This is a genomic window from Roseomonas sp. SRI_022, assembly GCF_057586215.1.
The window spans coordinates 87,478-100,202 of record NZ_JBYCZL010000003.1; the positions used below are offsets into that span (position 1 = coordinate 87,478).

11 protein-coding genes are annotated in these 12,725 nt (G+C 69.5%); 6 read left to right on the forward strand and 5 right to left on the reverse strand.

The window, feature by feature from the left end; translation table 11 throughout:
- Nucleotides 1-46 precede the first annotated feature (46 nt).
- Nucleotides 47-580, forward strand: coding sequence for a carboxymuconolactone decarboxylase family protein (locus AC2YHJ_RS03665; RefSeq protein ID WP_487394032.1), 534 nt, complete (start codon nt 47-49; stop codon nt 578-580).
- A gap of 72 nt (nt 581-652) precedes the next feature.
- On the opposite strand, the gene AC2YHJ_RS03670 is transcribed toward AC2YHJ_RS03665, so the two are convergent.
- Entirely contained in the window at nt 653-1,585 is a 933-nt protein-coding gene (locus AC2YHJ_RS03670; RefSeq protein WP_487394033.1) for a Bug family tripartite tricarboxylate transporter substrate binding protein, read from the reverse strand.
- Nucleotides 1,586-1,663: 78 nt separating this feature from the next.
- Entirely contained in the window at nt 1,664-1,873 is a 210-nt protein-coding gene (locus tag AC2YHJ_RS03675) for a hypothetical protein (RefSeq protein ID WP_487394034.1), read from the reverse strand.
- 134 nt (nt 1,874-2,007) lie between these two features.
- Here AC2YHJ_RS03675 and AC2YHJ_RS03680 point away from each other — a divergent pair, with 134 nt between their 5' ends.
- The 3 genes from AC2YHJ_RS03680 to AC2YHJ_RS03690 all read left to right on the forward strand — a co-directional run bounded on the left by AC2YHJ_RS03680 (nt 2,008) and on the right by AC2YHJ_RS03690 (nt 5,232).
- Nucleotides 2,008-3,210 carry a hydantoinase/carbamoylase family amidase gene (locus tag AC2YHJ_RS03680; protein WP_487394035.1) on the forward strand — a complete coding sequence of 401 codons (1,203 nt, stop codon included), beginning with the start codon at nt 2,008-2,010 and terminating at the stop codon, nt 3,208-3,210.
- 159 nt (nt 3,211-3,369) lie between these two features.
- A complete protein-coding gene (locus AC2YHJ_RS03685; RefSeq protein ID WP_487394036.1) occupies nt 3,370-4,275 on the forward strand; it encodes a GNAT family N-acetyltransferase in 906 nt (301 codons plus the stop codon).
- Nucleotides 4,276-4,317: 42 nt separating this feature from the next.
- On the forward strand, nt 4,318-5,232 hold the full coding sequence (locus AC2YHJ_RS03690) for a sulfotransferase domain-containing protein (RefSeq protein ID WP_487394037.1): 915 nt from the start codon (nt 4,318-4,320) through the stop codon (nt 5,230-5,232).
- A 5-nt stretch (nt 5,233-5,237) separates the two neighbouring features.
- Here the strand turns inward: AC2YHJ_RS03690 and pdeM are convergent, their stop codons facing one another.
- The 3 genes from pdeM to AC2YHJ_RS03705 all read right to left on the reverse strand — a co-directional run bounded on the left by pdeM (nt 5,238) and on the right by AC2YHJ_RS03705 (nt 9,818).
- Nucleotides 5,238-5,957, reverse strand: a complete 720-nt coding sequence (pdeM, locus tag AC2YHJ_RS03695) for a ligase-associated DNA damage response endonuclease PdeM (RefSeq protein ID WP_487394038.1) — start codon at nt 5,955-5,957, stop codon at nt 5,238-5,240.
- 130 nt (nt 5,958-6,087) lie between these two features.
- Nucleotides 6,088-8,652: a ligase-associated DNA damage response DEXH box helicase gene (locus AC2YHJ_RS03700; protein ID WP_487394039.1), complete on the reverse strand. Its 2,565-nt coding sequence runs from the start codon at nt 8,650-8,652 to the stop codon at nt 6,088-6,090.
- Between the two features lie 122 nt (nt 8,653-8,774).
- Nucleotides 8,775-9,818 (reverse strand): SEL1-like repeat protein, encoded by a 1,044-nt coding sequence (locus tag AC2YHJ_RS03705; protein ID WP_487394040.1) that lies wholly within the window; start codon nt 9,816-9,818, stop codon nt 8,775-8,777.
- Between the two features lie 217 nt (nt 9,819-10,035).
- Between AC2YHJ_RS03705 and AC2YHJ_RS03710 the strand changes: the two genes are divergently transcribed.
- A complete protein-coding gene (locus tag AC2YHJ_RS03710; RefSeq protein ID WP_487394041.1) occupies nt 10,036-11,088 on the forward strand; it encodes a ligase-associated DNA damage response exonuclease in 1,053 nt (350 codons plus the stop codon).
- Nucleotides 11,085-12,674: a cisplatin damage response ATP-dependent DNA ligase gene (locus AC2YHJ_RS03715; RefSeq protein WP_487394042.1), complete on the forward strand. Its 1,590-nt coding sequence runs from the start codon at nt 11,085-11,087 to the stop codon at nt 12,672-12,674. Before AC2YHJ_RS03710 ends, AC2YHJ_RS03715 begins: the two co-directional genes overlap by 4 nt.
- The last annotated feature ends 51 nt before the right edge of the window (nt 12,675-12,725 follow it).

Consider the following 12,725-nt stretch of genomic DNA (forward strand, 5'->3'; position numbering starts at 1 on the left):
GGTTGCCTGTCGCGCGCCACACTCGGCGCGACGGAGGAACGAACCGATGGCCCGCATTCCCTATGCCGATCCCGCGCAACCCCATCTGCGCGAGGCAGCGGACACGATCCGTGCCTCGCGCAAGAAGATCGGGCACCTGCACCGGATGCTGCTGCACGCCCCGCCGGTCGCGCAGGGCTGGATCACCATGTTCGACGCGGTGCGCTGGAAGTCCACGCTGTCGGGCCGGCTGCGGGAGATGGTGATCTGCCGGATCGCCGCGATGAATGGCGCGTCCTACGAATGGGATGCGCATGCGCCGATCGCGCTGGCCGAGGGCATGACCCAGGCGCAACTTGACGCCCTGCCGGCCTGGGAAGGTGCGACGGTATTCGACGCGACGGAGCGTGCGGCGCTGGCCTATTGCGACGCGATGACGCGGCAGGTGCATGTGCCCGACGATGTCGCGTCGGCCGTTCGCGCCCTGTTCCCGCCGCGCGAATTGGTGGAACTGACCGTGACGATCGCCGGCTACAACTGTGTCTCGCGCGTCCTCGAAGCCCTCGAGATCAAGGGCACCGACCCTTTGCCTGCGGCCTAATCCCGGCGGTCCAGGTGGCACTGCCACCTGGCGGGAGGGTGCAGGGAGGGCAGCGCCCTCCTTGCGTGCTACCTACTCAGCCGAACGCAACCCCGCTGCTGCGATCAGTGCGCGGAACTTCTCGCTCTCGCTTTGCGAGAACGCTGCGAAATCCGCGCGGTTCCGATACAGGATGGGCTGCGCGACACGGGCCATGCCGGCCACGACGTCGGCGTGGCGCATGGTGCGTTCGCAGGCGGCTTCGAGCCGCGCCATGATCGGTTCCGGCGTGCCGGCCGGCGCGTAGAGCCCGGTCCAGATCGTGTAGACGAGGTCGTAGCCTTGCTCGCGCATGGTCGGCACCTGCGGGAATTCCGGATTGCGCGCCTCGGTCAGGAAGGCGATCGGGTGCAGGTCGTATTGGCGGATCAGCAGCGTCTGGTCGGTGAAGAGCTGCACCTGCCCCTGCTGGAAGGCGAGCATGACCTCGCCCGAGCCGCGATAGGGGACATGGTTCATCGTGATCCCTGCCAGGCGCATCAGGGCAACGTTGGAGATATGCGGGATGCTGCCCGCGCCGGTGGAGGCGAAGGGGAAACCCTCGCCCTCGGCCCGCGCGCGCGTAACGACGTCCGCGACCGTCCGCAGGCCGGAGGTCTTGGGCGTCATCATCACCACGGGGCTGTCGGCCACCTGGCAGATCGCCGCGAAATTCTGCAGCCCGTAGGACAGCCCAGGGCGGAAATGCGGCTGGATCGCCATCGGCCCGACTGGCGAGAGCAGGATGGCCTGTCCATCGGGCCGGGCGCGTGCCGCTTCGGCCGTGCCGATCGTGCCGCCGGCACCGGCGACATTGCGCACCACCAGGGCCTGTCCGAGTGCGGCGGACATCTCGTTCTGCATCATGCGGCCGACGAGGTCGGTCGGCCCGCCGGCGGCGAAATTCACCACCATCTGCACCTGGGCGACCGCCGGCCAGGCAAACAACGTCATCACCGCGGCAATCGCGGCAAGGCATCGGTTCATGCGCTTCCTCCCGCCTGCTTGTGGCGCAGGCTGGCGGTCAGCGTAGCCGTCAGGTGGAAGCAGCGCGATACCCCGATATCAGGCCCTGCCGCCGGCCAGCTTGCCGAGCGCGCCGGCCATCATCGCGAGAGCGGTCAGCCCGCGCAGATGGTCCGCATCGCCGAGCGGCACGCGCAACAGCGTGCCGGACTGGCCGCGCAGGTGCAGTTCCGTACCCTTCGCGGATTCGAGCAGCGCGACCGAGGACAGGTCCTCGGGCTGTTGGTGGGGGTGTGCGAGGGCTGTCATTTTCGGCCTCCGACAGGATCGCTGCGGTTTGCGACCCCACCACGAAAGCGCATCAACCTTGCCTGGCGGTTAACCGCCGCCTTGCCGCGCGTGATTTTGCGCCGCAGCATGGCGGGTAAAGAAGGACCCTGCCCATGCCCCGGATCGATACCGATCGCTTCCTGCGCGACCTCAACGACCTCCGTAAGATCGGCGCCTACAAGACCGGCGTGCATCGGCCGACCTACTCGCCGCAGGACATGGAAAGCCGGCGCTGGCTGATGGAACGGCTGGCCGAATGCGGGCTCGAGGCGTCGATCGATGGCATCGGCAATGTCTATGGCCGCCACAAGGGGCCGGGGCCGCATCTGCTGGTGGGCAGCCATATCGAAAGCCAGAACCAGGCGGGCTGGCTCGATGGCGCGCTCGGCGTCGTCGCCGGCGTGGCGCTGGCGCGCGCGGGCTTGCCCGTCGATGTCTGCGCCTTCGCCGATGAGGAAGGGCATTTCGAAGGCGGCTTCCTCGGGTCGCGGTCCATCATCGGGGAACTCGGCGAGGAGGAGATCGACCGCTCCCGGAGCCGCAATGACGGGCAGCCGCTGCGTGAGGCGCTCGCCGCGGCGGGCCTTGCCGGCAAGCCGCGGATGCAGCTCGAACCCGGCCGCCACAAGGGCTTCTTCGAGATGCACATCGAACAGGGCACCAACCTGGAATCGCAGGGCCTGCGCGTCGGCGTCGTCACCGGCATCGTCGCCATCTGGCAGTGGCTGATCCGCTTCGAAGGCCAGCAGGATCACGCCGGCGGTACCACCATGGCCGAGCGCAAGGATGCCGGCCTGTCCGCCGTGCGGCTGCTCGCGGCCATCGATGCGGAATTCCCGCGCGTCTGCGGGGAGCGCTCGACCTGGACGACCGGGCGCATCAGCCTCGAACCCGGGGCGCCGTCGATCATCCCGGGTTCGGCCGAGGTGCTGTTCCAGTTCCGCGATGTCTCGATCCCGGTGCTGGAGCGCATGGAGGCGACGCTGCGGTCGCTCGTGCAGGAGAGCAACCGGCGGGAGAAATGCCCCGCCACGCTGACGCAGAAGTCCCGCGCCACGCCAGCAATCTGCGATCCGGCGATGATGGCCGCGCTCGAGGCCGCGGCGCAGCAGGAAGCGGCGGGTGCCTGGACGCGGATGCCCTCCGGCGCCGGTCACGATGCGCAGTACATTGCCAAGCGCATGCCCGCGGCGATGTTGTTCACGCCGTCCATCGGCGGCATCAGCCACCATTGGGCGGAGGATACGAAGGAGGACGACCTCGCCCTGTGCTGCCAGGTGCTCGGCAACGCGGCGGAGCGCTACCTCACGGCGTGATCCGCGTCACAGGGGCGGAAAGTTCCGGAAAGGATCAGCAAGCTCCGGTGATGGCCACCACGGGTCATCCTCGTCATGGTGCCGCCCGAGCCCAGCGGGCCGGCGCGATCCTCCGTCCCGCGCCAGGCCAGCGGCGCGAGACCTGCGAGGATCATCACCATGCCCGACCACGCGATGCGCCACGGCGTCTCGAACACTGCCGCAGCGCTTCATCTCCGCCCGCCGCAGGCGGATGACGCTGCGGCCTGCGGCCGCATCATCCATGACGCCTTCGCCGCGATCGCCGGCGCGCATGGCTTCCCGCCCGACTTCCAGTCGGTGGAGCAGGCGGCCGGTCTCGCGAGCGCCCTCATCGCCGCCCCCGACATCTTCGGCGTGGTGGCGGAGGATCACGCGGGGCGCGTCATCGGCTCCAACTTCCTGACCGAGGGCGACGCCATCCGCGGCGTCGGCCCGATCACCGTCGCCCCGGGCCACCAGGATCGAGGCGTCGGCCGGCGACTGATGCAGGCCGTGCTTGAGCGTGCCGAAGGCGCCGCGGGCGTGCGTCTTCTGCAGGCGGGCTACCATATGCGCTCGCTCAGCCTCTACGCCTCCCTCGGCTTCGAGGTGAAGGAGCCGGCGGTGCAGATGCAGGGCGCCCCGCAGGGCCTGCCCGACGCCGGACGCGCCGTGCGGCCCATGACCGAGGCTGACATTCCCGACTGCACCGCGCTCTGCGTCGAGGTGCATGGCATTGGGCGGGCGGCGGATCTGCGCCAGGCGCTTGCGCATTTCGCGCCGCTGGTCGTCGAGCATCGCGGGCGTATCACCGGCTACCTGACGGCGCCGGGATTCTGGATCGCCAATCACGGTCTCGCGGAGACCGAGACCGACATGTTCGCGCTGCTCGGCGGTGCGGCGGCCAAGGGCACCGCACTTTCCATGCTCCTGCCCACGCGCCAGGCGGGCTTGTTCCGCACCCTGCTCGCGGCGGGGATGCGTGCGGCCCAGCCGCTCACCCTGATGGCGCTCGGTCGCTACCAGGCGCCGCGCGGCAGTTGGTTCCCCTCGGTCTTCTACTGATCCGCGGCACTGCCGGGATCCTCCTCTCGAAAGGAAACGGACATGACACGGCAGGCAATCGCCTGGCCGCGCAAGGTGCGCGAGTTCCACAATCACCATTTCGATTCGACGGTGTGGAACGACCTTGCCATTCGCGACACCGACATCGTCGTCGCGACCTATGCGAAGTCGGGCACGACCTGGACGCAGCAAATCGTCAGCCAATTGCTGTCTGGCGGGGATCCCGACATCGACGTCGCCTCCGCTTCGCCCTGGGTCGATCTGCGCGTGCCGCCCAAGGCGGAGAAGATCGCCGCGATCGATGCGCAGCAGGGCCGGCGCTTTCTCAAGACACATCTTCCGGTCGATGCACTCGTCTACTCGCCGATGGCCAAGTACATCTACGTCGCTCGGGACGGGCGCGACGTGGTCTGGAGCATGCACAACCACCACGCCAACGCGAATGCCCTTTGGTACGAGGTGCTGAACGAGTCACCCGGTCGGGTCGGCCCGCCGATCGCGCTGCCGCCGGCATCCGTGCGCGATTATTTCCTCGAATGGATGGCGCGGGACGGGCACCCCTTCTGGCCGTTCTGGGAGAACGTCCGCTCCTGGTGGGCGATCCGCGACCTGCCCAACCTTCTCCTGGTGCATTTCGAGGCGCTGAAAGCCGATCTGCCGGGGCAGATGCGCCGCATCGCCGCCTTCCTCGACATCCCGGTCGCGGAGGATCGCTGGCCCGCCATGGTCGAGCATTGCAGCTTCGCCTGGATGAAGGCGCATGCAGCCAAGGCCGCGCCGCTTGGCGGTGTCTTCTGGGATGGCGGTGCCGAGACCTTCATCAACAAGGGCACCAACGGGCGCTGGCGCGACGTGCTGACGGCCGAGGACAGCCGCGCCTACGAAGCCAAGGCGCGGGCCGAACTCGGCGAAGATTGCGCGCATTGGCTCGCGACAGGGGAGCGGCGGAACGCCTGATTGGGCTATCCGATCGTCAGTTCCGGCTCCGGCGGCGGAGGCCGGCGCGGCCCGCCCCGGCGTGGCGCGAGCGGAAAGCTGTAGAGCCGCTCGGGCCCGAGCAGGAAGGCGCGCGAACCACGCGGGAACAACCCGGCGATCGCCATGTCCCCGACATCGAGGCCGCCGGTGAAGGCGCCGAAGGCCGGCATCAGTACGCGGCGCGCATCCGTGACGAAGCAGGCACGCGTGACGCCGCCCGCGCGCGTCGGCGCCGTCGCCTTGGGATGCAGATGGCCGGCCACCTCGCCCATGGCGCCCGGCGTCGGCACGTGGCGGAAGGTGAAGGGGCCGTCGCGCAGTTCCATCACCGCGCTGCCCGGCAGGCCCGCCGGCGGGGAGGGGTCGTGATTGCCCGCGACCCAGACGATCTCGACCCCGCTCAGCGCCTGGATCAGCGCAGCACGGTCCTGTTCGGGCAACCGCGCGGTGCCGTCATCGTCATGGAAGGAATCGCCGAGGAACACCACGCGGCGCGGGCCATAGCGCCGCAGCAGCGGGAACAGGCGTTGCAGGGTCTCCCGCGAATCATAGGGGGGCAGCAGCCGGCCGCGGGCGGCGAAGGCGCTGCCCTTTTCCAGGTGCAGGTCGGCGACGCAGAGCGTGCGCCGCCCAGGCCAGTGCAAAACCCCCGCGGGGTCGAGCATCAGTCGCTCGCCGGCGATGTGGATCGGTGCTGCGGTCATGTCGGGCTGGGCGCGGTCAGGGTTGGGGGTGTGGCCGGGGCAGGGCTGGTGGCGCGGTTGTGACCGCAGCAGCGGGCCAGCTCAAGCCCTGCGGCGCAAGGCCCGGGCCGAAGGCAGGGCGGTACGGCTGTCATGGGCGTAGATTCCGCGGCAGGCTTCGCGTGAAGCGACCCATGCTCCGCTTACCGCTCTTTCGATCGTCGTCGCGTCTTCGTGCCGTGCTGTCCATCCCGCTGCCGCGGATGCGGATCCCGTCGGTCACCTCGGCGAGCGCCTCGGCGAAATGCTCCGTGCCATCGGTCGCTTCCTCGACCAGCGCGGCGGCCTCCGCGAGCAGCGTATCCGCCGCCCCGCCGGCCACCCATTCGCGGCCTTCCTCGATCAGTGCCGGGACGGCCAGCGGCGAGACCTGCTTCAGCACGCGGTGCCGGATGCGCCCTTTCGCCCGCGCCAGCAGCGTGGCGATGCGGGCCACGTCCGTCAGCCCCTGCGCCGCCTCGGCGCGCGTCGCGCGCAGCAGGATGTGGTCCGGCTGGTGCCGGCGCAGCACGTCGTAGATCAGGTCCGAATTCATCGTCATCTGGCGGCCCGATTTCTCCTGGCCCGGATGGTGCTTCTCGATCAGCCCGGCGATGGTCGCGATGTTGCGGAAGGTCCGCCGCAGCATCGAGGATTCGGCGAGCCATTCCTCCATCTCGTCGCCGAGGATGTCCTCGGCGAACAGCGATTCAATCCCCGTTGGCTCGAAGGCCGACCAGATCGCCAGGACGTAGTCGGTCCCGACATAGCCGAGCGGGGCGAAGCCCAGCCGCTCCATCCGCTTCGTCACCAGCATCCCCAGCGTCTGGTGGGCGAGCTTCCCCTCGAAGGTATAGGCCACGAGGAACCACTTGCCGCCACGCGGGAAGGTCTCGACCAGCAGCCCGTCGCGCGGCGGCAGTTCGGATTTCAGCCGCTGCAGCCGCAGCCATTCCTTCACCGGGTCGGGCAAATGCCGCCAGCGGCGGGGGTCGTGCAGGATGGCGCGCACGCGGGCGGCGAGATAGGTCGTCAGCGGCATCCGGCTGCCGCCATAGACCGGCACGCGCGGCTCGCCCTCCCCACCGCGGGACACGACGACCGCCATGGGATCGAGCCGCTCGTAGCGCAGCACCTGGCCGCCGAACAGGAAGCAGTCGCCGGGTTCGAGGGTGGCGACGAAATACTCCTCGACCTCCCCCAGCACGCCGCCGCCGCGCAGCCGTACCTTCAACAGCGGCTGCTCGACGATGGTGCCGAGGTTCATGCGCAGCTGCCGCTCGACCTGCTTGCCGCGCACATGCAGCAGCCCTTCCGAATCCCGGAACAGGCGGCGGAAGCGGTCATAGGCCTGCAGCGCATAGCCGCCATCCTCGACGAAGCGCACCACGTCGTCGAAGTCGCGCCGCGTCAGCGCGGCATAGGGGCCGGCGCGCGTCACCTCGGCGTAGAGATCCTCCTCCCGGAAGGGCGCGGAACAGGCCATGGCGAGCACATGCTGCGCCAGCACGTCGAGCCCGCCCGGGCGCGGCGGCTCGCCATCCAGGTCGCCAGCTTCCACCGCCTCGGTCGCCGCGACGCATTCCACCACCTCGAAGCGATTGGCCGGCACCAGCACGGCGCGGGAGGGTTCGTCCATGCGGTGGTTGGCGCGCCCCACGCGTTGCAGCAGGCGCGAGACGCCCTTGGGTGCGCCGACCTGGATCACCTGGTCCACATCGCCCCAGTCGATGCCGAGATCGAGCGAGGCCGTCGCCACCACGCCGCGCAGCCTTCCCTCGGCCATCGCGGCCTCGACCTTGCGGCGCAGGCCGATCTCCAGGCTGCCGTGATGCATGGCGATGGCCAGCGCCGCCTCGTTCAGCCGCCAGAGCGCGGCGAAGACCAGTTCCGCCTGGGCGCGCGTGTTGACGAAGACGATGGTGACGCGTGCCGCCTCGATGCGGCGGTAGATCTCGGGTGCGGAGGCTAGGCCCATATGCCCGCCCCAGGGCAGATGCCCCTCGGGCAATTGCAACTCGAAGACCGGCATCGCGCCCCCGCGCGTCTCGACCAGCCGCACATCCCCGGCCTGCGCGGTCGGAGACAGCCAGGCCCGCAGCGCCTGTGGATGCGCGACCGTCGCGGACAGGCCGATGCGCCGCGCTCCAGGAGCGAGCACAGCCAGCCGCGACATGCAGAGCGCCAGTTGGTCCCCGCGCTTGGTGCCGGCCAGCGCATGCGCCTCATCCACCACGATCGCCGACAGCCCGGCGAACATCGCCGGCGCGTCGGGCAGGGAGAGCAGCAGGGTCAGGCTCTCGGGGGTCGTCAGCAGCAGGTTGGGCGGGTTCTCGCGCTGCCGTTGGCGGCGGTTGACGGGGGTGTCGCCGGTGCGGGTCTCGATGCGGATCGGCAGGCCCATCTCCTCGACGGGCTGCGTGAGGTTGCGCGCAATGTCGACGGCCAGCGCCTTGAGCGGCGAGATGTAGAGGGTGTGCAGCCCGTCGCGCGGGTGGTGGGCCAGATCGACGAGGGAGGGCAGGAACCCCGCCAGCGTCTTGCCGCCGCCGGTGGGCGCGAGGAGCAGGACATGTTCGCCGCGCCGCGCGGCGTTCAGCAAGGCGAGCTGGTGCGGTCGCGGTGTCCAGCCACGGCGGGTGAACCAGCCGGCGAAAGGTTCTAGCAATGTTCTCATTCGTCGGCCAATATGGCGGTGGTTCACTGCCCGGGGAAGCCACCCATTCGGGCGTTGGGCGCATCGATGACGCGATGGCAAGGCGAGAGGCAGGGCCCGCGTCGCCTCGATGCTGTGCCGGGTCAGCGCTGCCCAAGTCGCCGGATAGCCGCGGCGGAACCTCGTACCCCCTGCGCCGCCGCAATGCGGTAAAGCCTGAGCGCCTCGCTCTCGTCGAGCGGCACGCCGCGACCCGTCTCGTACATGGTTCCTAGGCGAAACGCGATGTCCCCGAAGCCCGTGCGCACGGCGAGGCGGTAGAGCCTCGCAGCCTCGGCATCGTCCTGCGGCACGCCGCGGCCATCCTCGTACCAGCGCCCAAGTTGCGCCTGTGCCAGAGCTTCGCCGCGGTCGGCGGCGATGTGGAGGAACCTCACCGCCTCGGCGTCGTCGCGCGGGACGAGGCGGCCCTCGGCGTACATGCTCCCGAGCATGTAGGGCGCGAAGGAATCGCCGAGTTCCGTGGCGCGGCAGTCGAGGCTGATAGACATGGCGAGGTCGAGCGGCACGCCGTTCCCACGCCTGTAAAGGCCCGAGAGGATGCGATGCGCCCTTGCATCGTCCTGGTCGGCGGCGAGACGCAGGAGTCTGGCGGCTTCGGCATAATCGGGCGGCTCGCGATTCAGATACACGCTCGCGAGGGCGGCCTGGGCCGGCGCATATCCCTGTGCGGCGGCGAGGCGGTAGAGGTGGATGGCGCCGGACCCTTCGCGATTGTTGCGAAACGCCGCGCCGAGGCTGAACTGCGCCGGCGCATACCCCTGGTCGGCGGCAAGGCGATGGAGCCGGATCGCCTCGGCGTGGTCCTGCGGAGCGCCTCGGCCGGTCGCGTGCATGAGCGCGAGGTTGTGCTGGCCCTCCGGATCGCCCTGTTCGGCGGCAGCCCGGAAACGCATGGCGGCCTCGGCATCATAGTGGGGTGGGGGGCGACTTTCCGTACGGATCGGCCCGCACCCGGGCTGAGCTTCTGGATCGTCCGGCTTCAACACCAGGTTCGTGAGAAGCAACGAGCCGACAGCCCAGCCGAGCGCCAACACCCATTTCGACGCGCACAGCTTCGATAAGTATTTCGCAAAATCCGGCACGGTTGCCTGACGACCATTCGCAATGCAGATGGACGACAGCATGACGGGAATGTCACATGCTCTCAAGTCGGTCGACGCTGGGGGCGGCTTGGTGGGCAGTGGATGTATTGGCAGCCTTGTTCCGACTGTGCCACCGACCGCGCGAGGCTATCGCGATGCTCTTGCAGTCGCAGCTCCCGCTGGGTGAGCGGAGACCCGGCGACCGAGCCCAGGCGCGCCGGCAGCAAAGTCGGTTTTCCGAGTAGCTCGGCGAACCCATATGCGCCCCGTGAGCACCCCCCACCCCGAGGCCTGGCTGAAGGTCACCCCGTCCGGCCTGTTTTGCGAGCCCGGCGGGTTCTTCATCGACCCGACCCGCGCGGTGGATCGCGCGGTGATCAGCCATGGCCATTCCGACCATGCCCGGCCCGGCCACCAGCACGTCCTCGCGACGCGCGAGACGCTCGCCATCATGACCGCGCGGATGGGGGAGGGGCGGGCGGGCGCGACGGAGCAGGCGCTGCCCTTTGGCCACCCGCTCACCATCAACGGCGTGCGAGTCTGGCTGCGCCCGGCCGGGCATGTGCTCGGTTCCGCGCAGGTCTGCATGGAATGGCAGGGTAGCCGCGCCGTGGTCTCCGGCGACTACAAGCGCCGCCCCGACCCCACCGCCGCGGGCTTCGAGGTCGAGCCCTGCGACGTCTTCGTCACCGAGGCGACCTTCGCCCTGCCGGTCTTCCGCCATCCGCCGGCGGAAGCCGAGATCGCGAAACTGCTGCGTTCCGTCGCGCTGTTTCCCGAACGCACCCATGTCGTCGGTTGCTACTCGCTTGGCAAATGCCAGCGGCTGATCGCCATGCTGCGTCGGGCGGGCTGGGACCGGCCGGTGCATCTGCACGGTGCCCATGTCGCGCTGTGCGAAGTCTATGAGGCGCTTGGCATTCCGCTCGGCGTGCTTCGTGCGGCGACAGCGGCGAAGAAGGACGACCTGAAGGGCGCCATCGTGCTCGCGCCGCCCTCGGCGGTGGCGGATCGTTGGGCGCGGCGGCTGGCGGAACCCGTGGTCGCGGCCGCCTCGGGTTGGATGCGGGTGCGGCAACGCGCGAAGCAGGGCGGCGTCGAATTGCCGCTCGTCATCTCCGACCACGCCGACTGGGATGAACTGCTGATGACCTGCGAGCAGGTCCAGGCGCCCGAAATCTGGGTCACCCATGGCAGCGAGGACGCGCTGGTCCATGCCCTCGGCCTGAGCGGCATCCGCGGCCGCGCCCTGCAATTGGTTGGTCGTGGCGAGGAGGAGGAGCCGGCGGCACCGGCCGAAGGTGCTGCATGAGTCTGCCGGCCTTCGCGGAACTCCTGGAACGACTGGTCTTCACGCCGGGCCGCAATGCGAAGCTGGCGCTGCTGCGGCAATGGTTCGCAGAGCAGCCGGACCCGGATCGCGGCATCGGCCTCGCGGCGATGACGGATGAATTGACCTTCTCCGTCGCCAAGCCGGCGATGATCCGCGAATTGGTGGCGACCCGCACCGACCCGGAACTGTGGCGGCTCTCCTACGACTTTGTCGGCGACCTCGCCGAGACGGTGGCGCTGATCTGGCAGCCGCGTGCGGGGGTGAATGCGCCGCCGCCGACGCTGGCCGAGGTGGTCGAGGCGCTGGAGACCACGCCGAAGGCCGAAATTCCGGCGCTCATCGCCGGCTGGCTCGACACGCTCGATGCCGGAGGTCGACTGGCCCTGATCAAGCTGCTGACGGGCGGCCTGCGCGTCGGCGTCTCGGCCCGGCTGGCGCGTGTCGCGCTCGCCGAATGGTCCGGCCAGGCGGTGGAGGACATCGAGGAAGTCTGGCACGGCGTAGCGGCACCCTATGTTCCATTGTTCGATTGGCTCGAAGGCCGTACGCCGCGCCCCGATCCACGTGATGCCCCGCTGTTCCGGCCGCTGATGCTGGCGCATCCGCTGGAAGCCGCGGACCTCGCCGCGTTGCGGGCCGCGGACTGGCGCGCCGAGTGGAAGTGGGACGGCATCCGCGTGCAACTGACCGCCGGCCCCGGTGGCAAGCGCCTGTTCTCGCGTGGCGGGGAGGACATCTCCGGCGCCTTCCCTGAGATTCTCGCCTCGATGGATTTCCATGCCGTGCTCGATGGGGAATTGCTGGTGATCCGCGATGGCGCCGTCGCGCCCTTCGCCGACCTGCAGCAGCGGCTGAACCGCAAGACGGTCACGGCGCGGATGCAGCGCGACCACCCCGCCGCGGTGCGTCTCTACGACCTGCTGTTCGACGCGCATGAGGATCTGCGCCCGCTGCCATTCGATGCCCGTCGCGCGCGCCTCGAGGCCTGGCATGCGCGCATCACGCCGCCACGCATGGATCTTTCGGCCCTGGTGCCCTTCGACAGCGTCGACGCGCTGGCGCGCATCCGCGACGGCGCGCGGGCGGCCTCGATCGAGGGGCTGATGCTCAAGCGCGCGGATGCGCCCTATGTCGCCGGTCGCGTGAAGGGCATGTGGTGGAAGTGGAAGCGCGATCCGCTGACGGTCGATGCCGTGCTGATGTATGCGCAGCGCGGGCATGGCAAGCGCTCCTCCTTCTACTCCGACTACACCTTCGGCGTGTGGCGGGAGGACGGGGAACTGGTGCCGATCGGCAAGGCCTATTCCGGCTACACGGATGAGGAGCTCACCTGGCTCGACCGCTGGATCCGCGACAACACGGTCAACCGCTTCGGCCCGGTGCGGGAGGTGGAGCGTGGCCTGGTGCTGGAAGTCGCCTTCGACGCGGCGCAGCTCTCGACGCGCCACAAATCCGGCGTGGCGCTGCGCTTCCCGCGCATCGCCCGCATCCGCCGCGACAAGCCGGTGGAAGAGGCGGATCGCCTCGCCACGGTGATGGCCCTGGTCGAGAACCGCGCCGGTTGACAGGTCGCGGCCAGGCGCCGCCTGATACGCGGAGCGATCCTTGCCGGAGGA